At 60.0% G+C, this 22,238-nt stretch carries 23 protein-coding genes; 14 read left to right on the plus strand and 9 right to left on the minus strand.

Features of this window, described 5'->3' with window-relative positions:
• Positions 1-152: 152 nt before the first annotated feature.
• On the plus strand, positions 153-1,580 hold the full coding sequence (locus X265_RS13195; protein ID WP_128965195.1) for an exopolysaccharide biosynthesis polyprenyl glycosylphosphotransferase: 1,428 nt from the start codon (positions 153-155) through the stop codon (positions 1,578-1,580).
• Positions 1,581-1,625: 45 nt separating this feature from the next.
• On the opposite strand, the gene X265_RS13200 is transcribed toward X265_RS13195, so the two are convergent.
• From X265_RS13200 to X265_RS13210, 3 genes are all read right to left on the minus strand, one after another.
• Positions 1,626-1,907 (minus strand): hypothetical protein, encoded by a 282-nt coding sequence (locus X265_RS13200; RefSeq protein ID WP_128965196.1) that lies wholly within the window; start codon positions 1,905-1,907, stop codon positions 1,626-1,628.
• A gap of 724 nt (positions 1,908-2,631) precedes the next feature.
• The gene (locus X265_RS13205) at positions 2,632-2,826 is read right to left on the minus strand and encodes a hypothetical protein (RefSeq protein WP_128965197.1); all 195 of its coding nucleotides are present in this window, start codon (positions 2,824-2,826) and stop codon (positions 2,632-2,634) included.
• Positions 2,827-3,290: 464 nt separating this feature from the next.
• The gene (locus tag X265_RS13210; RefSeq protein WP_128965198.1) at positions 3,291-3,521 is read right to left on the minus strand and encodes a helix-turn-helix domain-containing protein; all 231 of its coding nucleotides are present in this window, start codon (positions 3,519-3,521) and stop codon (positions 3,291-3,293) included.
• Positions 3,522-3,617: 96 nt separating this feature from the next.
• Between X265_RS13210 and X265_RS41340 the strand changes: the two genes are divergently transcribed.
• The 13 genes from X265_RS41340 (at position 3,618) to X265_RS13275 (ending at position 15,669) form a co-directional block, all read left to right on the plus strand.
• A complete protein-coding gene (locus X265_RS41340; RefSeq protein WP_128965199.1) occupies positions 3,618-3,908 on the plus strand; it encodes a DUF2285 domain-containing protein in 291 nt (96 codons plus the stop codon).
• Positions 3,909-4,552: 644 nt separating this feature from the next.
• Positions 4,553-5,881, plus strand: coding sequence for an MFS transporter (locus tag X265_RS13220; RefSeq protein ID WP_128965200.1), 1,329 nt, complete (start codon positions 4,553-4,555; stop codon positions 5,879-5,881).
• A gap of 228 nt (positions 5,882-6,109) precedes the next feature.
• Complete coding sequence (gene trbB, locus X265_RS13225; protein ID WP_188637451.1) at positions 6,110-7,024, plus strand: P-type conjugative transfer ATPase TrbB; 915 nt, start codon at positions 6,110-6,112, stop codon at positions 7,022-7,024.
• 1 nt (position 7,025) lies between these two features.
• Complete coding sequence (locus tag X265_RS13230; RefSeq protein ID WP_128965202.1) at positions 7,026-7,349, plus strand: TrbC/VirB2 family type IV secretion system protein; 324 nt, start codon at positions 7,026-7,028, stop codon at positions 7,347-7,349.
• Positions 7,349-7,612, plus strand: coding sequence for a VirB3 family type IV secretion system protein (locus X265_RS13235; RefSeq protein ID WP_128965203.1), 264 nt, complete (start codon positions 7,349-7,351; stop codon positions 7,610-7,612). Before X265_RS13230 ends, X265_RS13235 begins: the two co-directional genes overlap by 1 nt.
• A gap of 10 nt (positions 7,613-7,622) precedes the next feature.
• Positions 7,623-10,064, plus strand: coding sequence for a conjugal transfer protein TrbE (gene trbE / locus X265_RS13240; RefSeq protein WP_128965204.1), 2,442 nt, complete (start codon positions 7,623-7,625; stop codon positions 10,062-10,064).
• Positions 10,061-10,789 (plus strand): P-type conjugative transfer protein TrbJ, encoded by a 729-nt coding sequence (gene trbJ, locus X265_RS13245; RefSeq protein ID WP_128969251.1) that lies wholly within the window; start codon positions 10,061-10,063, stop codon positions 10,787-10,789. The genes trbE and trbJ overlap by 4 nt, the downstream gene beginning before the upstream one ends.
• Positions 10,789-11,157 (plus strand): putative entry exclusion protein TrbK-alt, encoded by a 369-nt coding sequence (trbK-alt, locus tag X265_RS13250; protein ID WP_128965205.1) that lies wholly within the window; start codon positions 10,789-10,791, stop codon positions 11,155-11,157. Before trbJ ends, trbK-alt begins: the two co-directional genes overlap by 1 nt.
• Positions 11,154-12,383 carry a P-type conjugative transfer protein TrbL gene (gene trbL, locus X265_RS13255; protein WP_128965206.1) on the plus strand — a complete coding sequence of 410 codons (1,230 nt, stop codon included), beginning with the start codon at positions 11,154-11,156 and terminating at the stop codon, positions 12,381-12,383. The genes trbK-alt and trbL overlap by 4 nt, the downstream gene beginning before the upstream one ends.
• Before the next feature lie 95 nt (positions 12,384-12,478).
• Positions 12,479-13,162, plus strand: coding sequence for a conjugal transfer protein TrbF (trbF, locus tag X265_RS13260; protein WP_128969252.1), 684 nt, complete (start codon positions 12,479-12,481; stop codon positions 13,160-13,162).
• Between the two features lie 50 nt (positions 13,163-13,212).
• Positions 13,213-14,193 (plus strand): P-type conjugative transfer protein TrbG, encoded by a 981-nt coding sequence (trbG, locus tag X265_RS13265; RefSeq protein WP_373291755.1) that lies wholly within the window; start codon positions 13,213-13,215, stop codon positions 14,191-14,193.
• On the plus strand, positions 14,190-15,401 hold the full coding sequence (locus X265_RS13270) for a TraB/TrbI/VirB10 family type IV secretion system protein (protein ID WP_128965207.1): 1,212 nt from the start codon (positions 14,190-14,192) through the stop codon (positions 15,399-15,401). The genes trbG and X265_RS13270 overlap by 4 nt, the downstream gene beginning before the upstream one ends.
• A gap of 4 nt (positions 15,402-15,405) precedes the next feature.
• Positions 15,406-15,669, plus strand: a complete 264-nt coding sequence (locus X265_RS13275; RefSeq protein WP_128965208.1) for a DUF2274 domain-containing protein — start codon at positions 15,406-15,408, stop codon at positions 15,667-15,669.
• Here the strand turns inward: X265_RS13275 and X265_RS13280 are convergent.
• The 6 genes from X265_RS13280 to X265_RS13305 all read right to left on the minus strand — a co-directional run bounded on the left by X265_RS13280 (position 15,581) and on the right by X265_RS13305 (position 22,213).
• Complete coding sequence (locus X265_RS13280) at positions 15,581-16,576, minus strand: LysR family transcriptional regulator (RefSeq protein WP_128965209.1); 996 nt, start codon at positions 16,574-16,576, stop codon at positions 15,581-15,583. The two genes, X265_RS13275 and X265_RS13280, sit on opposite strands and share 89 nt — an antisense overlap.
• An 84-nt stretch (positions 16,577-16,660) precedes the next feature.
• Positions 16,661-17,293, minus strand: coding sequence for an acyl-homoserine-lactone synthase (locus tag X265_RS13285; RefSeq protein WP_128965210.1), 633 nt, complete (start codon positions 17,291-17,293; stop codon positions 16,661-16,663).
• Between the two features lie 85 nt (positions 17,294-17,378).
• A complete protein-coding gene (locus tag X265_RS13290; protein ID WP_128969254.1) occupies positions 17,379-18,107 on the minus strand; it encodes a LuxR family transcriptional regulator in 729 nt (242 codons plus the stop codon).
• A 373-nt stretch (positions 18,108-18,480) separates the two neighbouring features.
• Positions 18,481-19,383: an efflux RND transporter periplasmic adaptor subunit gene (locus tag X265_RS13295; RefSeq protein ID WP_128965211.1), complete on the minus strand. Its 903-nt coding sequence runs from the start codon at positions 19,381-19,383 to the stop codon at positions 18,481-18,483.
• Entirely contained in the window at positions 19,380-19,598 is a 219-nt protein-coding gene (locus tag X265_RS13300; protein ID WP_128965212.1) for a DUF1656 domain-containing protein, read from the minus strand. Before X265_RS13300 ends, X265_RS13295 begins: the two co-directional genes overlap by 4 nt.
• Positions 19,595-22,213, minus strand: a complete 2,619-nt coding sequence (locus X265_RS13305; protein ID WP_347339910.1) for an FUSC family protein — start codon at positions 22,211-22,213, stop codon at positions 19,595-19,597. The genes X265_RS13300 and X265_RS13305 overlap by 4 nt, the downstream gene beginning before the upstream one ends.
• Between the last annotated feature and the right edge of the window lie 25 nt (positions 22,214-22,238).

A 22,238-nucleotide genomic window follows, 5' to 3' on the forward strand; every position in this document is an offset into this window, starting at 1 on the left:
CATAAATACACGCATTCGATCCTTGTCGCAAAAATTTTGTGTACCATGCCACAATCTCGCTGCGTTCGGTCAACACCTTGTCTCGTGGGGTGAGGTGAGTCATTCAGCACGAGGATGAGCGGCAGGCCCACCCTCGACACGCAGAGGTTCGAATGGGGGCTGCAACTTACGATTATGAAAGCGCGCGTGCGCTGTTGTCCGCGCGCGGCAGTGCTCTGCAGCGACCGTTTCAGTTCGTGATCGTAGCCGCTGATTTTTTGCTGATCCTGCTGAGCTATGTGGTCGGGGCGTCCCTTCGTGGTACTACAGTTGCTGCACCCGCCGACGGGTCAGTAGGAGCCGGTTTGTTTGTCGGGGGCGTTTTCGTAACGGTTGCCTATTTTCATGATGTGTACGCGACCCACCGACTGCTCAATTTAGCTTGGCAGCTTCGGAAGGCGCTGTTGATCTGGTTGATGTCGCTGGCCGTCCTTGCCGTCGTCGCCTTCTTGTTAGACTCGACGGACAATCTCTCCCGAGGAACTGTCCTCGTCTTCGCTGCGTTCGGAGGCACTTGCCTGATCAGTCTCCGCGTCGTCTGGCAGGCCGTGTTTGAGACAAGCTTTGCGAGAAGTCGCCTGGTCGATCGCAAGGTAATCTTGCTGAGTCTGAGATCGCTCGATCTTACCTCTAGCCGCTTTAAGGATCTGGGGCGGAACGGGTTTGACGTCGTGCATCATCTTGTTCTCGGGGCCAATTGCGACGATGATCACTGGCAGCGCGCGATCCGCGACGTCATCCGTCAATCGCACACTGCTGATGTTGATGAATATCTGCTCGCGATCGACTGGAATGAGCTCCCGCTGCTGCGTAAGCTAGCGCCCTTTTTGCGCGTTTTACCTCAGCCGATACGCTTGCTACCCGACGATCCGATCGCAGATCTAGTGGCTCGTCCATTTCTCCCGGTCAGCGGAACCGTCGCGATCGAGATTCAGCGACCGCCGCTCAGCATCTTCGAGCGATTGCAAAAGCGCTGCCTTGATGTGGGAGTGGCGTTGTTTGCCCTCGTGCTCCTGATGCCCTTGGTGCTAACCGTTGCCGTTCTGATCAAGCTGGATTCGCCTGGACCGATCATTTTCCGGCAGTCGCGCCGCGGGTTTAATGGCAAGCCGTTCGAGATCTGGAAATTTCGCACGATGACCGTTTGCGAGGATGTTGCGACGACCAGGCAGCCAACCAAAAAGGGTGTGCGGATCACTAGGATCGGGCGCTTCCTTCGCATGACGGGTATCGACGCGCTACCTCAGCTCTGGAACGTATTGCTCGGCAACATGTCGCTGGTCGGGCCGCGCCCGCATGCGCTTGCCCATGACAACTTTTATGACGAGCTGATCAGTAAATATGTTTATCGCCATCATATGAAGCCCGGTCTGACGGGCTGGGCCCAGGTGAACGGATTCCGCGGCGGAATACCCACTGTCGATCTGATGGAAAAACGGGTCGAGTACGACGTTTGGTACGTCGGCAATTGGAGCATCTGGCTCGACCTCAAGATAATGGCGCGCACAGCCTCGGCTGTGTTGTTCCAAGAGGCTTATTGAGCTCGCAACTCAAGACGTGTCAGCAGAGGACGCTTGTCTTCCGGCTCAGTTACGCGGCGGCTTTCGAAAGAAGCGAGCAATCGTATCGCCGAGTGCGATGAGTGGCGGCGCGAGGACAAAAAAAGCTCCTGTTGCGACCGCGACGATCACGTGACGAAGTAAGAGGGGTTCGTCCCGCTCTGCTTCTGTTTGACCGAGTTCGATCGGAGCCGGCGAGAGTTTTTTTCGAGGAGATATCGGCCGCGGTTTACGGGGGCGAACAACGAGCAAAACGAACAGGACGTTGAGCAGAACCCAAATAGCCAAAATTGTGAGGACGATCCGCATCCAAGCCACCAAAAATATGCTAAGAAATAGCTCGAAATTTAACCGCTTGGAACTCTGAAGACAAGGTGCCTTATTCTTCAGCAGCAGAGGCGCCATCGTGCTGCAGGCTAGGGCACAAGTTGGAGCTGGCGAAACCCGGAGGAATACGGGGGAGGCGGAGCGCAGACCCGCGCGCCAGAGTCCATTCACCCGGCTTTGCTCGTTCGCGAACTTGCGTTGGCAATATTCCCAACCCAAGGACCTTGCACCCAGAAAACGCCGCAGGCATGCCAATCGGTGTTAACCGTGCCTCCTGACGAGGTCGGTCATGCCGGCTCAACTCGATGCGAAGTCAGCGATTGTCCAGGCAATCGTCGACAGCAGCAGGTCTGCGCAGAGCACCAGCAGCGCCAGCTTAAGCCATGGTGAACGCTTGCGGCGCAAGCGGACGCAACGTCCCTCCGACCGATTTGGCGGGCTCGAAACACCGATCGCAGAAATGGCTAACTGTATCAAGGTAAGCGGACTCGATAGATGACCTTGAAGTATTTGAATATGAACTGACTGGCCGGGTCGGTTGTCAAGCATAAATCTCGCTGTGCTTCTAAGAAAAAAGGAGACTTCTCGGCTTAAGAAGAAGTCAGCTCTTAAGCGTAGCTGAACTCTTTCGCGCTGGACGACCGGAAATCTTGAGATGGCTCAGTCCCGATAGTCTCCGGTCTACCTGCTCCTGAAGACCAATGATCTAAACCTTTGCCGGCCATTCAATCGGCTTATAGAAAAGCCCGCGGCGCTCGATTTCCTGTCTGAGTTGTTCGGCGCGCTCCTTGGCTGGCCCACTGAGCAGGCGAACGCCTGCTGCGGCCTCGGCGTGCACGTCGTCGCGGATGGCTTCATACATGTGAATGATGAAGTGATCAGAGACGTTCTCGAACGGCATTGGCGCTTCATCCCAAGAGGTGGGGCCGCCAGAGTTTTGGGGGCGGTGTTGCTGGCGGCCCCGTACCGGACCATTGAAATCGTGGTCTTGGGATTTCGGCTTGGGGAAAGACGAGTCCCATCCGGCCTGCGCATAATGCCATCGGCACCTCGCGCATCAAGCTGAGCTTCGAATTAACCTCACTTCTAAACGTTAAGAAGGTCGAAGCGTCTGCGCGACAACGGCTGTTACGGCCGAGACTTCCAAAATGATCGACCTGTATTCGGACGAAGAAAACCGGTAGCACGACAGCTTCTTCGATCTCGTGCCGGGCATTACTGCATTTGCTGGCGGGAGGCTCATCAGGACGCACGCCACGAACTCGAGGTCAACGCAAGACGATTGGTGGAGCGCAATCTGAGCCACGCTTCCTCGAGGGCGAAGCGCTCGCCGGGCTTTAGCCCAGCTCGCGGGTTGGGGCTGCGCTACTTGGTGCGAACCTTCTTAGCAGTCCGCTTTAGGAACTCATCAGGCTCGACTTCGAGTTTGTCGGCGAGGCGGCCGATGACCTTTATGCTGACGTAATAAACGCCCTGTTCAAGCTGGTTCAGATAGCTTCGGCTTATCTCAGCCTCCAGGGCAAGTTCGTCTTGCGACCATCCCCTAGCGTTGCGCAGACGACGCAGGTTGGTGGCAAATGTCTCCCGCAAATCCATGCGGATGAAGATGCCGCTTGTTCAGTATATTGCACCTCGATATACTAAACAAAATGCGATCCACGAACCCTTTGATAGTAAACTCCGCGACCGACCATGCAGATGCCCCCTCTCGATCCTAACGTGGCTGACCTGGCTCCCAGCGGGCCGGTGCTGACATCTTACGACGATGAGCATGTTGTAACGTACATTCGCCTTCTGCAGGCCGAGGGTGAGGGAGCGGACTGGCGAGAAGTCGCTCGCCTCGCCTTGCACATTGATCCCGATCGGGAGCCGGATCGAGCGCGGAAGGCATACCAGAGTCATCTTGCGCGCGCCAAATGGGTGACCGAGCACGCACGTTTGTTACGGGAGCGCGGTCCGAAAGAGACGAAGAAAGTCCTGTAGAGCCGTACGGGGGTGGTTAATTCTCTGGCTATCCTACAGTCTCATGAATCAGGTGCTGGCAAACCGCGCAGACTCCCGCCGCCGATGGCGTATGGGTTGGTCTTGCCGCCAATCCGGCAAGGAAGGTGCGGTTTATCGAGAGGGTGTGCCACCACTCGATCCAGCGGCATTCGTGCGATCGTCGCGAACGGATAGATGGTTAGCGCTCAAGAGGCTGAAGCCGGCGCCGCCTCCGCCTAGCAGAGGAATCAGCGGCGAACAGCGGCCTCCTTCGAGCGGCTGGAGCCTCAGATGCAGAGGCTTGAGCGAGCGTTGGTTTGACGCTCGAGACCTTGGCTCTCTTCTTCCCGTTCTGTGACGATCACACCGCCAGTACCAAATGCCAAGGGGCTCCGCGGGGAAAAGACAGGGAGTGTTTCGAGGTTTTGTCGAGGTGCTTGGACGTCGTTTGCAAAGGGCATGGCATTCTCAGGCAGATTCCAAAAACGTCAGGAGCAAGCCAAAGAAACTCGAGTGGGCCATGTCGACAGACCGTTTCGCCGGTTCTTCTTTTACTACGCCAGCCTACGATCGCGCCGATTTATCCGAATTCACTAAAGCTGGCCGCGCTATCGGTTGCACGAGTTGATAGCAAGAGGACCAGCATGCAAATCTACCGGCCGTGGAGTCTCATCGCGCGCGTCTTTCTCCCGTTTGCTGCTGGATGTTATCTCTCGTATCTTTTTCGAACAATCAACGCTTTGATCGCGACTCATCTCAGTTCGGATGCCGAGCTTGGGACTGCCGACCTTGGATTGCTGACTTCAGTCTATTTCTTTGTTTTCGCGGCGGCTCAGATCCCAATCGGCATATTGTTGGATCGATTTGGACCGCGTCGTGTCCAGAGCGCTCTGCTCCTGCTCGCAGCAGGTGGCGCAGTACTGTTTGCGGTGTCGACCGGCTTCCTGTCACTCTTGATCGCACGTGCAATGATCGGGCTTGGCGTCGCGGCGTCGCTGACCGCAGGTCTGAAATCAGTCATCCTTTGGTTCCCTAGGGAACGAGGTGGCTTGCTTAACGGCTATTTAGTCATGCTGGGCTCGCTGGGAGCGGTGACTGCTACAGCTCCGGCCGAACATTTGCTCACCTGGATCGGTTGGCGGCAGCTCTTTGCGATCCTAGCGATCGCCACCGCCGCGACTGCCATCCTTATCTATGTCGTCGTGCCTGATCGAGCCGTTCCCCCGACAACAGGGCGTGCCACTCTTCGTTCCGTATTCGGCGATCGGCGGTTCTGGCGAATGGCACCGTTGTCGGCGACTTGCGTTGGCTCGTCCTGGTCCCTGCAGGGATTGTGGGCATCGCCGTGGCTCACAGATGTCGAGGGGCTTGATCGCGCAAGTCTGGTCCGCCAGCTTCTTACGATGTCGATCGTCTTGAGCTGCGGGGCCTGGTTGTTCGGTACGACGGTCCATTACATCAAACGGAGAGGACTCGGGCCGGAGACGGTATTAGCGATGGTAGCAATTCTGTTTGTCGCAGCTGAGCTGGCCTTGATCTTGCGAGCACCTGTGCCGTCCATTGTGCCGTGGTCCGTTGTTGCCGTTGTCGGAACGACAACTGTGGCGAGCTTCGCGGTAATAGCTGATCACTTTCCGCCTGAGCTAGCTGGTCGTGCCAATGGCGCTCTAAATCTCCTGCACTTCGGCTGGGCATTTTTGGCACAATTCGGGACTGGCCTGATCCTGGAGCAATGGTCTGTGAATGGTGGCCATAGGCCCGTCCAAGCCTATCAAATCGCGTTCAGTCTCAACGTAGCAATTCAGATCGCGGCGCTGCTCTGGTTCGCGCTGCCTCCGGGCCGAGACCTAGCCTCACAGACGAGGCCGATTCCGTCCTTGGTGCCGGCTGATGTTTTCGACGATGTCGAGTCGATAAGCTCATATGAGGATTGGGTCATTCTCCCGCCCTCGGAAGACGATGTGGCATGGTGAGCAACACCTGGCCGTGGACCGTACGATTGAGTAGCCGTCCAACATCAGTTCTCAGTCTTTCTTTTTCTACGCTAATCTACGATCACGGAAAGCCCCTGTTGCGCAACGTCCGTTGGTGCTCTTTCTAATCATCCCCATCTGAGGACGTTCTTTGGACGTCCTCTTCGGTGGGGGCGAACTGTGGCAATCCATTCCATCCAATCGGAGGCAAATTCGCGCGGTGCGCGAATGCTGCGCAGCGCGCTTGGCGCGGCGATTGCCGGCTACCTCGAAGATGAAGCGATCATCGAGGTGATGCTCAATCCGGATGGTAGGCTGTGGATCGACCGGTTGTCGAATGGTCTGATCGACACAGGTGAAACCATCTCGGCCGCGGATGGCGAGCGCATTGTTCGCCTGGTTGCGCATCACGTCGGCGCCGAGGTGCATGCGGGCGCGCCGCGGGTTTCGGCCGAATTGCCGGGGACGGGTGAGCGCTTCGAAGGACTCTTGCCCCCGGTCGTTGCGGCGCCGGCCTTTGCTATCCGCAAGCCCGCCGTGGCCGTCTTTACACTCGACGACTACGTCGCCAGGCGCATTATGACCTCGCAGCAGGCCAAGACCCTGCAGAACGCGGTCGCGGCGCGAAAGAACATCCTTGTCGCTGGCGGGACATCGACGGGCAAGACCACGTTGACGAGCGCGCTTCTGGCCGAGGTGGCGAAGACCTCCGATCGGGTCGTGCTGATCGAAGACACCCGCGAGCTACAGTGCAGGGCGCCCAATCTCGTTGCGTTGCGGACCAAGGACGGCGTGGCGACGCTGTCGGATCTTGTCCGCTCGTCCCTCCGACTGCGTCCTGACCGTATCCCGATCGGCGAAGTCCGAGGTGCCGAAGCACTCGACCTCCTCAAGGCCTGGGGCACCGGCCATCCCGGCGGCATCGGTACCATCCATGCTGGGACTGCGCTCGGCGCGCTGCGGCGGCTCGAGCAACTCATCCAGGAAGCCGTCATCACGGTTCCGCGCGCCCTGATCGCCGAGACCATCGACCTCGTCGCCGTGCTGGTGGGACGCGGCGCTGACCGCCGCCTGGCTGAGCTCGCCACCGTCTCAGGGCTGGGTGCCACCGGCGACTACAGCCTTTCAACAGCAGGAGACTGACATGCGTCAGCAATTTCGCTTTCTTCGCGGTGCATCGTTGGCTGCCTTCGGCACGATGTTTTTGGCAGTTCAGCCCGCATGGGCTGCTGGTTCGAACATGCCGTGGGAGCAGCCGCTCAATCAGATCTTGCAGTCAGTGGAGGGGCCGGTCGCAAAGATCATCGCGGTCATCATCATCGTCGTGACCGGCTTAACGCTCGCATTCGGGGATTCCTCGGGCGGTTTCCGCCGACTGATCCAGATCGTGTTCGGTCTGTCGATCGCGTTTGCGGCCTCGAGCTTCTTCCTGTCGTTCTTCTCCTTCGGCGGCGGCGTGGTGATCTGATGGATGGACCTATCGCGGGCTTTGTCGTGCCTGTTCACCGCGCACTCACCGAGCCCATCCTGATGGGTGGCGCGCCGCGATCGGTTGCGATCGTCAACGGCACGCTTGCCGCAGCCTTGGGTCTGGGGCTGCGGCTCTGGATAGCGGGTCTCGTCCTCTGGTTCATCGGCCACATGGCCGCCGTCTGGGCCGCCAAGCGCGACCCCGCTTTTGTCGATGTGGTGCGTCGACATCTGCGCATCCCCGGTCATCTCAACAGCTGAGCTCTCGGTCATGATGAACCTTGCCGAATATCGCCATTCCAACGCGCGGCTCGCCGACTTCCTGCCTTGGGCCGCCCTGGTTGACGAGGGAATCATCCTGAACAAGGACGGCTCGTTCCAGCGGACGGCCAAGTTCCGGGGGCCTGACCTCGACAGCGCAGTGCCGGCTGAACTTGTCGCCGTCGCCGGCCGCTTGAATAACGCCTTGCGTCGCCTGGGATCCGGCTGGGCCGTGTTCGTTGAGGCACAGCGCCATTTTGCAGGAGCCTATCCTCCGAGCACCTTTCCGGATGTAGCATCCGCGCTGGTCGACGCGGAGCGCAGAGCTCAGTTCGAAGAGGCGGGCACCCACTATGAGTCCAGTTATTTCCTGACCTTCCTCTACTTGCCACCGGAGGAGGGGGCTGCGAAGGCAGAACGACTTCTCTATGAGGGCCGGGATCGCACCTTTGGAGCAGACGCGCGCGAGGTTCTCCGCGGATTTATCGACCAAACCAGCCGCGTGCTTCAACTGGTCGAAGGATTCATGCCGGAATGCGCCTGGCTCAATGATCAGGACACGCTGACCTATCTGCACTCGACGATCTCGACCAAGCGTCATCGCGTTCGAGTACCCGAAACCCCCATGTACATCGACGCGCTGTTGGCGGACCAGCCGCTGACCGGCGGACTCGAGCCGATGCTGGGTTCGGCCAACTTGCGGGTCTTGACGATTGTCGGCTTTCCAGGAGCGACGACGCCAGGAATCCTCGACGACTTGAACCGCCTGGCCTTTTCGTATCGCTGGTCGACCCGAGCAATCATGCTCGACAAGACCGATGCGACCAAGCTGCTGACCAAAATCCGCCGCCAGTGGTTCGCCAAGAGAAAGTCCATCGGCGCCATCCTCAAGGAGGTCATGACCAACGAGGCGTCGACGCTGCTCGATACCGACGCTCACAACAAAGCGATCGACGCCGACGCGGCGTTGCAGGAACTGGGGTCGGACCAAATTGGACAAGCCTTTGTCACGGCGACCATTGCCGTCTGGGATCGCGATCCCAATGCGGCCGACGAAAAGTTGCGGCTGGTCGAGAAGGTCATTCAGGGCCGCGATTTCACCTGCATGATTGAGACGGTGAACGCCGTCGAGGCGTGGCTCGGTAGCCTGCCCGGGCATGTTTATGCCAATGTCCGCCAGCCACCGGTCTCGACCCTCAATCTGGCCCACATGATACCGATGTCGGCGCTGTGGGCAGGCGAGGCGAGGGATCTGCACTTCGAGGGGCCACCGCTCCTGTTCGGCAAGACCGAGGGATCAACCCCCTTCCGATTCTCGCTTCACGTTGGCGACGTCGGCCATACTCTCGTGGTGGGACCGACTGGCGCCGGCAAATCTGTGCTGCTGGCGCTGATGGCGTTGCAGTTCCGCCGCTACCCGAATTCTCAGGTCTTCGCGTTCGATTTCGGCGGTTCGATCCGGGCGGCCGCGCTCGCCATGGGGGGCGACTGGCACGATTTAGGTGGCGCCTTGTCGGATGGGGACGAAAACCCCGCTGCCCTGCAGCCGCTGGCCTGGATCGACGATCCTTCCGAGCGTGGTTGGGCGACGGAATGGATCGGCGCGATCCTGGCGCGGGAAAAGGTCGAGATCACCCCGGAGGTCAAGGATCATCTGTGGTCGGCGCTGACATCTCTCGCTTCGGCACCGAGGGAGGAACGCACCCTCACGGGCCTGTCAGTTCTGCTGCAGTCGAATTCCCTGAAGCGCGCACTTCAACCCTATTGCCTCGGCGGTCCGTCCGGGCGCCTACTCGATGCCGAATTCGAGCGCCTGGGCGAAGCCTCGGTTCAGGCGTTCGAGACCGAAGGGTTGATCGGGACGAGCGCGGCCCCGGCCGTGCTGGCGTACCTCTTCCATCGTATCGGGGATCGCCTCGATGGCCGGCCCACACTCCTGATTGTCGATGAAGGTTGGCTTGCCCTTGATGACGAGGATTTTGCAGGGCAGCTCCGGGAATGGTTGAAGACGCTTCGGAAGAAGAACGCGTCCGTCATCTTCGCCACACAGTCGCTTTCGGACATTGATGTCTCCGCGATTGCACCGGCTATCATCGAAAGCTGCCCAACGCGATTGTTGCTACCGAACGAACGGGCGATCGAACCGCAGATCACTGCCATCTACCGCCGCTTCGGCCTCAATGACCGCCAGATCGAACTTCTGAGCCGGGCAACGCCAAAGCGCGACTACTATTGCCAGTCTCGTCGCGGCAACCGGATGTTCGAGCTTGGCCTTGGCGAGGTTGCGCTCGCATTCACCGCGGCCTCTTCCAAGACAGACCAGGCCGCCATCTCGCAACTCATCGCCGAACATGGACCCGACGGCTTCGTGCCTGCGTGGCTCCAGCATCGTGGCGTCGCCTGGGCGACAGATCTGATCCCCCATCTCGTCAATCTGGAGAGATCGCTATGAGACCTCTTGGCCTATTGGCGACCACGGCCGCCTTCGCGCTGTTGCTTGGTGTCACGGTGCCCGCACGGGCGCTGATCGTCTTCGATCCCACCAACTACGTCCAGAATGTCCTGACGGCCGCACGGGAACTGCAGCAGATCAACAATCAGATCACCTCGTTGCAGAACGAGGCACAAATGCTGATCAATCAGGCAAGGAATCTTGCAAACCTGCCGTATTCGTCGCTGCAGCAACTGCAATCATCGATCCAGCGTACCCAGCAATTACTGGCCCAGGCCCAGCGCATTGCCTACGACGTGCAGCAGATCGATCATGCCTTCTCGACAAGCTATGCGCCAGCGACCAGCAGCCAGTCGAGCCCGTTGCTGATCTCCAACGCTCAATCGCGATGGCAGAATTCCTATGCAGCGACGCAAGACGCGCTTCGTGTCCAGGCCGGCATCGTTGGCAACCTCGACAACAATCGCATCCAGACGTCTGCCCTCGTAACCTCGAGCCAGAGTGCCAGTGGCGCCTTGCAGGCAACTCAGGCCGGCAACCAGATCCTCGCGCTTCAAGCGCAACAACTTGCCGATCTCACAGCGGCCGCGGCGGCGCAGGGCAGGGCGCAGAGCCTCGAAGCGGCTCAGCGCGCTTCGGCTCAGGATCAGGGGCGAGAGCAGCTCAGGCGTTTTCTGACGCCAGGACAGGGCTATCAATCCTCCAATGTGCAGATGTTCCACTGATGACCGATGTAAGGGCATTCAAGGCGCTGTCGTTGCTTACGACAATCGGCCTGGTGGCCGTCGCGGCCTGCACGATTCAGCTGCGTGGCCGCGACGAATCTGGGGCGGCGCCGAAGGCTGAGCAGAGGACCGATGCAGCCAACGCCGACCTCGTACACTGCCGCGGTGTCATTCCAGAGCAGACGGCAGATTATCGCCACTGCCAGCAGATTTGGGCTGAAAACCGGCGCCGCTTCCTCGGCAGGAGAGATGGCCTTGTAGCTCCCAGCCACAATGACTCAACCAGCTCGATACCTGTCCAAAAGGATCAAAGCCGGGTCCCGCAGGGATATTCGGACCTAGCGGCACCCGAGGCGAACAAGCCATGACTGGTACGGGGATCATTGACCAGTTCCTGGAAGCGTTCACGCGCTATATCGATAATGGCTTCGGGCTGCTGGGGAGTGATGTCGGATATCTCGCAACGACCCTTGCTGCGATCGACATCACGCTCGCCGCGTTGTTCTGGAGTTGGGGAACTGACGAAGACATCATCGCGCGCCTCGTCAAGAAGACGCTCTTCGTAGGGGTCTTCGCGTATCTCATCGACAACTGGAACAGCCTGGCGCGCATCATCTTCGAGAGCTTTGCCGGTCTTGGACTGAAGGCATCCGGCGCAAGCCTGTCCGCATCCGACTTCCTCAGACCGGGTAAGATCGCCCAAGTCGGACTCGATGCCGGCCGACCGCTACTCGATTCGATCTCGAACCTGATGGGCTACATCAGCTTCTTCGAGAATTTCGTCCAGATCGTTGTTCTCCTGTTCGCATGGGTCGTGGTCCTGCTCGCCTTCTTCACTCTGGCGATCCAGCTCTTTGTCACTCTAATCGAGTTCAAGCTCACAACGCTGGCCGGCTTCGTGCTCATCCCCTTTGGGTTGTTTGGCAAGACAGCCTTTGCGGCGGAGCGGGTGTTGGGCAACGTTATATCGTCAGGGATCAAAGTTCTGGTCCTTGCCGTCATCCTTGGCATCGGCTCGACCCTGTTCTCGCAATTCACCGCTGGCTTCGGCGGTGGACAGCCGACCATCGAAGACGCGATGACGCTGGTGCTCGCGGCGCTCTCCTTGCTGGGCCTCGGCATCTTTGGTCCTGGAATCGCAAACGGCCTGGTCTCTGGCGGACCCCAACTCGGTGCCGGCGCCGCGATTGGAACGGGGCTGGCCGCTGGCGGCGTTCTTGCTGCCGGCGCAGGCCTCGTCGCCGGCGGTGCTGGTATCGCTGGCGGAGCGATGGCTGGTGCCGCGCGTGGTGGCGGTGCCGCCTTGAGAAGTGCATCCGTCGCCTATCGAAGTGGCGGCCTCGCCGGCGTCGCGGAGGCTGGCGGTGCGGCTGTCATGAGCCCGTTGCGCCGCGCTGGGGCTGCCCTCGGCAGTGGTGGGCAAGGGGGCGAGCAGGCCGCGAGCACTTCGACCGAAGCGCAGCCCAATTGGGCGCGCCGCATGAAGCGTGCCGAGACCATTCGGCATGCTGCGTCGGCAGCCGGGCAGGCGGTCCGCTCAGGCGATCACAGCGGCAGCGGCTCTTCGGTCGATTTGTCCGAAGGAGAGCGCTGACACGCGGGCAATGCGCGTTCGTCGCGCGTCACCGCACCGGAAATCCGGATACCGCACGACTTGAAACCGATCACTTGATCCCAGGGGCAATATCGATGTTCAAACGACCATCCGTACACTACGGGCGCATGCCCGAGCCGATCACGCCTTACCAAAAGGCGGCGCAGGTTTGGGACGAACGCATTGGATCCGCCCGTGTTCAGGCCAAGAACTGGCGATTAATGGCGTTCGGCTGCCTGGTGCTTTCAGCCGGTCTCGCAGGTGGCCTTGTTTGGCAGTCGAGCCAAGGCTCGATCACGCCCTGGGTGGTCGAAGTCGACCATCTTGGCCAAGCCCAGAGAGTTGCGCCGGCCAACATCGACTATCAACCAACTGATGCGCAGATCGCCTACCATCTGGCGCGCTTCATCGAAGATGTCAGAGGCCTGCCGGCCGACGGCATCGTTCTGCGGCAAAACTGGCTCCGGGCCTATGATTTTACGACGGATCGTGGCGCGGCTGCGCTGAACGACTATGCGCGTAACAACGACCCTTTCGCCAAACTGGGCAAGCTCCAGATCTCTATCGATGTCTCGAGCGTCATTCGCGCCTCTTCGGAAAGCTTTCGGGTCGCGTGGACCCAGCGCACCTACGACAACGGCTCGTTGAGCTCGACCGAGCGCTGGACTGCAATTCTCTCGATCGTGATCGAGACACCGCGCGATGCCGAACGCCTGCGCAAGAATCCTCTTGGCGTTTACGTTTGCGCCATCAATTGGTCAAAGGAGTTGAGTCAGTGACCAAGACGCTATTTGACATTTATTCGAAGCGCGCCGTCCCGCGCGACGGTATCGGTCCCACTTGGCCCGAATTCTTGATCGCGAAGCGAGCACTTTTGTTTGCTCTCCTGCTTGGGTCCTCGGCCCTGGGTGGGTGCGCGACCTACATTCCGCCGGAGATCAGCTATGACGCCGAAGTGGCTCCGTTACCGGCGACGCCGGTGGCCCTCGACGACAGATCGCGACCGCTTCACGTTCCACCCCTCTGGAAGCCTGCTCTCGGCGGCAAGTCGGGAGGGAAGGAAGATGCTGAACCCGTGAGCCGGGTTGAGACCGCAAACAGCGCAGCCCGCGTCGAACCGCGCAAGCGAGGGTATTTCAACGCGGCGCAGATCTACGCCTACAGTCCCGGAGCGCTCTATCAGATTTACGCCGCACCGGGGCAGATCACGGATATCGCGCTCGAGGAGGGAGAACAGTTGACGGGATCAGGGCCGATCGCGGCCGGAGATACCGTACGCTGGGTCGTGGGCGATACCGAGAGCGGGAGCGGCGACACACGACGCGTCCATATCCTGGTCAAGCCGACGCGCGCATCGATCGAGACCAACCTCGTGGTCAATACCGACCGGCGCACCTACCTGATCGAGCTCCGCTCCCGCGAGCGGCCATACATGCCATCCGTTGCCTGGTACTACCCTGAAACGGTAGGCGAACGGTCGCGTTCAGCTGCTGTGAAACCTGCTCTTCCGGATGCGGCGCAGCGCATCTCGCGCTATGCCATCGAAGGCGACAGTCCTCCCTGGCGGCCGCTCGCCGCATATGACGATGGTCGCAAGGTCTACGTCGAATTCCCGCAAGGCATCGTGCAGGGCGAGATGCCTCCGCTTTTCGCCATCGGTCCGGACGGCAAGACCGAGGTCGTCAACTATCGCTCTTACGGCAACGTATTGATCGTCGATCGGCTGTTTGCTGCGGCCGAACTGCGGCTTGGCGGCGAGCACCAGCAGAAAGTCCGTATTGTCCGGACCGACGGGAGGCCTTCGTCATGAACACGTTGAATGGAAACGATCAGGAGCGAGCGGCTCCACCTGAGACACAAGAGGATCAGTCCAGGAGCTTCCGTTTGAGAGCGGAGCACCCGCGCGTGATGCGGTTGTCTCGGAAAGTACTGGCGGGAGGGAGCGCGGTCGCCCTCCTTGTCATCGGCGGAGCCGTGCTGTGGTCGTTCCAGAAGAGTCGACCTCGAGACCAGACGGCCGATGAGCTTTACAGTACCGACCATCACAATGTCGCCGACGGCATTACGGCGCTCCCGAAGGACTACGCTGGCATTCCACGCCAACCGATCCCGCAACTGGGCCCCCCGCTTCCGGGGGACCTCGGCCGGCCGATCCTTGCGGCCCAAGGCCAGTCGCCGACGATCGGCGCTGATCCGGAGCAGCAGCGCCGGGATCAAGAGACCGAAGCAGCCCGCATCAGCCATCTGTTCGCCTCGACCAATGGGAGAGAAGCGCGTGAGCCTACGGCCGCAAGCGTAGGGGGCGATCGCATCGCATCGCAAAGCCCGACGAGTACCAATGACGACGGATTTGCGCAGAACGGTCAGGACCGCAAGCTTGCCTTCGTGAACGCCTCTGCGGACCGCCGCACAGTCAGCCCTGATCGCATCACCAAACCAGCTTCACCATATATCGTGCAGGCTGGAACGGTTATTCCGGGAGCCCTGATCACCGGAATCCGATCGGACCTGCCAGGCCAAATTACGGCGCAGGTCACCGAGAATGTCTATGACACGCCAACTGGCCGCTTTCTGCTTGTGCCCCAGGGGGCGCGTCTGATCGGCGTTTACGACAGTCAGGTCACTTTCGGCCAGTCCCGTGTCTTGCTCGTCTGGACCCGGCTGATCATGCCGAATGGACGTTCAATCGTTCTCGAGCGGCAGCCTGGCGCTGACAGCGCAGGCTATGCAGGCCTCGAAGACCAGGTCGACAATCACTGGGGCGAGCTCTTCAAGGCTGCGGCACTATCGACGTTTCTGGCGGTCGGAACTGAACTAGGGGCTGGCTCGGACACCAATAGCAACGACAGCGCTATCATACAGGCATTGCGGCACGGCGCGTCTGACTCGCTGAATCAAACCGGACAACAGGTAGTTCGCCGCAGCCTCAACATCCAGCCCGCTCTTGCCGTGCGACCTGGCTTTCCAGTTCGCGTCGTCGTCAATCGTGACCTCATACTAGCGCCATACAGAGGGTAACTGCATGCCCAAGCTTAAAATAGCAACACTGCTCGACGATAAACTGGTCAAGGTCGCCGCTGAACTTCCGGCATCAGTGCATCGGGATCTCATCGCCTATGCAGAGGCCTTGGCAAGTGAAAGCGGGCAGCGCATCGATCCGGTGAAACTGATCGCACCGATGCTGGCGCGCTTTATGGCTACCGACCGCGGATTTGCAAAGGCGAGACGAGCCGGTCACGCCCCGGGTGTGGCGGAGGGGAGGGATAGCGTTCTGCCAACAGACTGAGGAAACGCTTCAGAGCCGGATTCTGATTGTCTTCGCGCCAATGCGCATGGAAGTCTACCCGGCTTGGTCCCGTTCCGTCCTGCAACTCTCGGTACACAACGCCAGCGAAGCTTGCGCCAATATCCGATTCCATAGCCAGACTGAGCCCCATGCCCATACTCGTAAGACTCTTGATAATGCCGCGGCTTACGTCATGGCGCTCTACCTTGGGCCGATCGTCGGGTAGTACGAGCTTCGAAATCAAAAGATCCTCGAGCTCTTGTCCTGGATCATACTCACTTAGAAGGATCTTTTCGTTACGCAAATCTGTCCAATAGACGATCTCGCGTGCCGCCAAGACATGATCCTGCGGCAGCAGGATTAGGATGCGTTCGCTCCAGAGCAATAGTGATCTTGTGTCTTTTGAAGCTGGACGTCCAGGGCTAACGACAACGTCGACGGTTCCGTTACCGAGGGCAGTCATCAAACGAAAGCGTGAGCGTTCCATCATTGCCAGTTCAAGCCCTGGTAGCAGCTTCTTGAGCTCACCTATCGTCGCTCGCAAATTGCCGGTGGACATGGATGTGAAGAAACCGACGGAAAGATGGCCGGTATCGCCGCGGCCACCGGACCTCCCGGCGTCAACGAGCATGTCGACCTGCTCCAAGATTAGCCGTGCAATGCGCAAAATTGCGCATCCGGTCAACGTGGGTTTGATACCCCCGCTTGAGCGCTCAAACAGTGAAGTGCCCACGAGGTGCTCGAGCTGACCGATAGCACGGCTGAACGCGGTGTGCTTGATTGAAAGCGCTTCCGCGGCTCGTCGAAAGCTACCGTAGTCACAAGCGGCGACCGCGAGTCGAAGCTGTTGTAGGTCAATAGCTCTCGCTGCGTTTCGCTGGTCGTTCCTGGTCTCAATTTCCGTCATGTTCATAGCTCGGTAAGCGAACTGCAAGATACCCGTCCCCGCTCTAGGCGGGTACGGGCATATCGTTTGTTGGCCTGGATCGTTCTATGCGGCCGCGGAGATTACTGGCGTCCAAAGGGCCGGTGCCGAAAGCCCGCCGGCTTTACGAAGGCTTGCCAGAGTATCCCGCGAGATCTCGAGATAACCGGCCACGGCTAAGGTGTTGCCAAGCGCGGAAGGATTGCCAATGCGCCGCAGGGGCCAACCGGCTCGCCGAAGGATTCGCTCCATACGGACGTCCGTGACGGTAACGATGTCAGTGAGTTGTCTTGAGAGTCCGAACTCGACCATTCCCGCAAATAGCTCGTAAGCAGCACGAGTAAGACCGTGATCTCCCTTCGGAGCATCGGCAGCAACATCGATTGCGAATCTACTACTTTCCCAAACGAGAGGAGTTGATGGCGCGGGTTGGCCTTCAAGAAGCGCCGGGAAGGTGTCGCAAAGCATGGTCGGGCCAAGTGTGGGGAGGAGGCGTACGGAACCTTGCACCTGCCCGTTGTCAGATAGCTGGGTTAGGTAAGCGGGATGCAGTGCATCGAAATCGTCGATCTCCATGTCGCCGCTGGTTTGAACGTCCCATGCCATTCGAAGCTTGAAAACGCGATACCGTAACCGATGCATTTCGACGAGAGTTTCAGCGAACTGGCCATACAAGGGTGGTGTGATAAGCTGAATCATAGTCCCTCCAGGTGTGTACATCGCCACCTTTGGAGCGGATCACGGATCTTAAGTCATTACCTGTAGTTGTAGGGAGGCCGCGTCCCTAATTTTGCTCTTTTCTTTTCACGGCGGCTAAGCGGGCTACCGCTTGCACAATCGTCCGAACACCGAGTTTTTTCTTCGCGCCTTCTAGGTAGAAGGCAACCGTGTTGCGCGAGATGCCGAGAATGCATCCAATCTCCCAAGCGCTCTTGCCCCGAGCTGCCCACTCCAAACATTCGAACTCGCGCGGGGATAGGCATGCCCCCTCTATTTCGTGTACATTTGCTAGCTTTCGGCGGGTATGAGCATGGAAATACATCGCCATAAGCTGAAGAACGCGTCCATGCGATTCAATGAACCGTTCGAATTGTGGGCGGCTCTGGTCAACGGCAAAGGTCAATGCAGCGATGGGGCCGTGGCCATCGTGAATAGGCACCGTAAAGCCAAACCGAATTCCGAATTCCGCGGCCTCTTCGAAAAGCCGATGCTGTGCTTTTGATGTGAACTTCGAGTTGAAATTAACCCCCCATTGAAAGGGCTCGGGGTTTCGAAGAGCTTCTCCGATGACGGGATCAAGCACTTGATAATTGTTTCGTAGATAGTGTGCTACCCACCGCGATGGATATGTAGAGATCAGGCGCGGTTTGCCTTTGCTTGAGTGCTGGAGGGCTAGATAGGCAAAACACGATAGGTCCAAAGCGGTCGCTGTGTCCGCCATGGCTTTGGAGAAGTCTTGGAGATCTTCTGCCGTCGTTAGGAGATCAATGAAATTTTGAAAGATGCGGTGCATCGCTGCCAAGCAAGCCGTGCATGGTGCGAGAGCAGAGATCTCGCCCAATTCGTTGATCGTGCCCAACAAGTGACCAAAGAGCCGCGCTTCGCGGCCGGTGAAGTCAAGGCAAACCCTCTTGTACCAAACACCACAACGTCGTGCCTCGTACAGTTTGTCTTTGCCTATTCTCATAACGCCCCCGGCATTTTGTGCCGAAATCGCAGCCGTCACCCCCAAAGCGCCGAATGTGATGCGGCTACGGGAACAAACGCGAGTTGTTTCAATGCTCCGGACCAGACTACGAATCTGAGGTCGGACGTCGTTCCGGGCGCGCCATTCGGCTTTGTTTTCATTAGATTTTCTTGGCGCCGGCTGAGCGCGTTACCGAGCGTTACCGTAAAACGCTCATGGTGTCTGGCGGGGCGTTGCGGTTTCCAACATTGACTTGCACCGTCGCAGTCGTTCCGACGATCAGGCGATCGACATCTTTGCGCGGGATGCGGACCCGAACCGGAATGCGCTGGGCGAGCCTGACCCAGGAGAACGATGGATTGACGCTGGCGAGCAGGCTGGACCCCAAACTTCGATCGCGGTCCTCGATTCCGCCAGCGATACTCTCGACCCGACCGCTCAGCGTCGTTCCGCTCATCAGCTTCACGTCAACGGCGTCACCAAGGTGGATCCGCGGGATCTTGGTCTCCTCGAAATAACCTTCGACACGCACGGTGTCGATGTCGATCAGCGCCATGATGCCGCGCCCGGCGGCGAGATAGGTGCCGGGCCGTAAATCGAAATTGGTCACGCGGCCGTTCGCGGGTGCCCGGATTTCGGATCGATCGAGATCGAGCCGCGCGATCTGAAGGTCGGCCACGGCCTGACCATAAAGCGCCTTGGCTTGCAAATCCGTAGCCCGGATCGTCTCGCGCTGTTGCTGCGACACGACACCTTCGCTCAGCTTCTCGTATCGTGCGCGGTCGCTCGCTGCCTTCTCCGCGGCGGCTTCGCGGTTGGCCAGAGACGCCTCTGCTTGTTGGACGGCGAGGCGGAACCGATCGGGATTCAGCCGCAGCAAGATATCGCCCTTGCGGACGACCTGATTGTCCCGGACCAGCACCTCGTCGACCAGCCCGGAGACATCGGCGGCAACGGCGATGATGTCGGCGCGGACGCGGCCGTCCCGTGTCCATGGCGCCGCCTCATAATGCTCCCACATGCCGATGCCGACCGGTGCCGCGACGCTCACCATCAGGACAGTGAGCATCATGCGGGGAAACATCGAACTCATCGTTGTCATAGCGGCAGCTTTCCCAGAACAGCGTAGAAGATCTTGGTCAAAATGACGAAGACGGCGAAGTCGAACAGCGCGGGGTGCCACGCATACCTTCGAATATGGTCGCCGATGAATTTGCGGTTGGCCGCGGAGGCGATAAAGCAGGCCGCGAGCGCACAAGCACAGGCCAGCGCAAACGTCGGAACGTAGACGCCGGAAATGGCGATTTCCTCGTTCATGGCATGGCCTTCCTGGACAAAGCATGAGCATCCGGAAACATCGTCCGACGCAGGCCGATCAGCGCGAGCGTTCGCTGCTGGCAGGCGGTCGTGTCTTTGCGCGTGTCGCACAGCGCGTTGTCGATCGCGGCCAGAAGGGCGCGCGCATCGTCAGGCTTCAGTTTCGCGTTGCCGCGGGCCAGCCAGCGAAATGCCCGCGACAGCATCGGCAGAAGCTGCTGGAGGCCAGGGTCGCTGCGCGCGTCCTCGTGCACTGCGGCTTGCCTGAGCGCGAGCAGATCGATGCCGATTTGCAGCGCTGCCAAAGGACGGGCTTCCACCGCGATGTCCGTCGTCGCGCCAGCCAGCCGAGGGATCACCAGGCCGAATCGATCAAGCATGATGCTGGTCCATCTGGCGCGGCTCATCGGCCGCCGTGCAGCAGCCAGCCTCGCCAGATCGGACCAGCCGTGGCGCAGCAGACGCTGCGCCGCTCCCGATGCGGACAGTGAACGCAGCAATCGAATCGCGACGAACGCTGCGAGAAGTCCGATCGTCGCAGCCGCATTGCTATTGATGAACAGAGCGAAGTCGGCGCTGAATTTGTTCTGGAGGTCGAGCGCGCTGATCAGTCCGAGACCAAGCGCCAACGCCTTGATGAAATGCCGGGGATTGGCCTGCAGATAGCCGATCACCAGAAAGGTCGGCGCCAGCGAGAACACCAGCATCGGAAAGCCGGTGATGGCCGGGAAGATCACGAAAAGGTAGATCGCGGCGATCGGCAGGCAGGCCAGCGTCCAGAGCGCGTAGGAAATCAGCGTTGGCGCGGGATCGTCGAGGCTGCTGTAGAGCGCCGCGGCGATGGCGGCGATTTGCGCGGCGGCGCCGCCTTCCGGCCAGGCCGTCGTGATCCAGATCGCGCAGCAGCCGAGCACGGCGACGCCAAGAGCCACGACCGACAGAACGGCAAGGCCGGGATCGCTGTGCAGGCGTCGCCTCACGTGTCGATCCCGCAGGCCAGCTTGGCTCCAAGCGGCAGGGTGAGCACCGCTGTGCAATGCGCGCGACAGGTTTCGCGCGGCAGCCAGCGCTTCGATCAGCGTGGCCAATCTGGCCGCGGTTCCGGCCTCGATCAGCCGATCCCATTCGCTGCGATCGTCCCAGCAGGTTGCTTTGAACGATGTGCAATTTCTGATCAGATCGTCGGCAGTGGCCGGTGATCGCTCCGGCGCACGTGTCCAGTCGGCGAGCTCGGACAGCAGGTGGGTCAACTCGGCCGAGCGCCGCTCTCCCAAGGCGGCGAGTCCGTCCTCCACCGACAGCAGCATCGGCAAGACCAATGCGAGCTGGTCCTGCACGGCACCGATGGCACGCAGGTCCGGCTTGCTCGCGGCGGTGTCGTAGCGCAGGTGCGTCGACAGGATCTCGATTTGCGTGATGTCCGCAGCGAGCTTCCAGCGTCCCGTCTTCGGCGCCCTGTCGACGCGCGCGGAGAGCACATCGGCGGTCCGGGCGAAGGCGTCCGACAATGCGGCGCGGAGGGATTTCAGCACAGGAGTGGTGACGTCGCTCGGAAACAGCAGGGTGTGCACCAGGGTCGCACAGCCGATGCCGAGCAGGATCTCCTCGACCCGCGACAGCGCGGTCACAAATACCATCGCCGGAACGTTGACGCTCGAGAACGCGATTGTCGTCGCTGTGTAGCCTGCCAGCAGGAAAGCATAGCTGCGCGGCGTGCGGTCCTGCAGGGAGATATAGACGCAGAGCCCGGCCCATGCGGTGACGGCAACCGACAACAACGCGGGCTGATCGACCAGGATCGGGACCAGCGCCAGCGCCGCGCAGGCGCCCAGCAATGTCCCGACAAAGCGGTAGACGGCGCGTGACCGAACCGCTCCGGCGAACGGCTGTGCGGTCAGATAGACCGTGAGCATCGCCCAATACGGCCGCTCCAATCCGAGCCGGAAGGCAAAATAGATCGCGAGCATCGCCGCGATGAAGGAGTTCGCCGAGAACAGCGCCCATTTCGGATCGAGCCGGCCGGGCGCTGCTGCTGCGAGAAGCCGAGACAGAAATGGTGAAGGCATGATGTGATCATCCGTGAAGCACGGAGACCATAGGCGTTGCCGCGTCGAGAGAATTTCGTTACTCTGCCAATTAATTGCTAAAGGATGACAATGCGCGGCACGCTTTATCAGCACTATCGGCAGTTCGATCCTGACATCTTGGACCGTCCGATCGTGGCCGGCATGGTGGATACCCGGGAGCAGGAGGACGAACTGCCGGTTCACACCCATCGCAAGGGACAGCTCGTCCTCGCCCAGCGCGGCGGTGTGACATGCGAAGTGCCGAGCGGCCTGTGGATGGTCCCGCCGCGCTGCGGCGTCTGGATTCCCGGCGGTATGCCCCACAGCAATCGCGTGAGCGGCAACGCCAGCCTGCTGTTTCTCTATGTGGATATGGATGCGGCGAGCGTGCCGCAGGAATGCTGCACGCTGTCGATCTCGCCGCTGTTGCACGAGCTGATCCATCGGATGGCGACGCTGCCCCCGCTCTACGATCCCGACGGCCCGACCGCGCAGATCGCCGCGGTGCTCCTCAACGAGTTGATCGCCATGCCGACCGAACGCCTGCATCTTCCGATCACGCGGAGTTCGAAAC

The organism is Bradyrhizobium guangdongense (genome assembly GCF_004114975.1).
Taxonomy (GTDB): domain Bacteria; phylum Pseudomonadota; class Alphaproteobacteria; order Rhizobiales; family Xanthobacteraceae; genus Bradyrhizobium; species Bradyrhizobium guangdongense.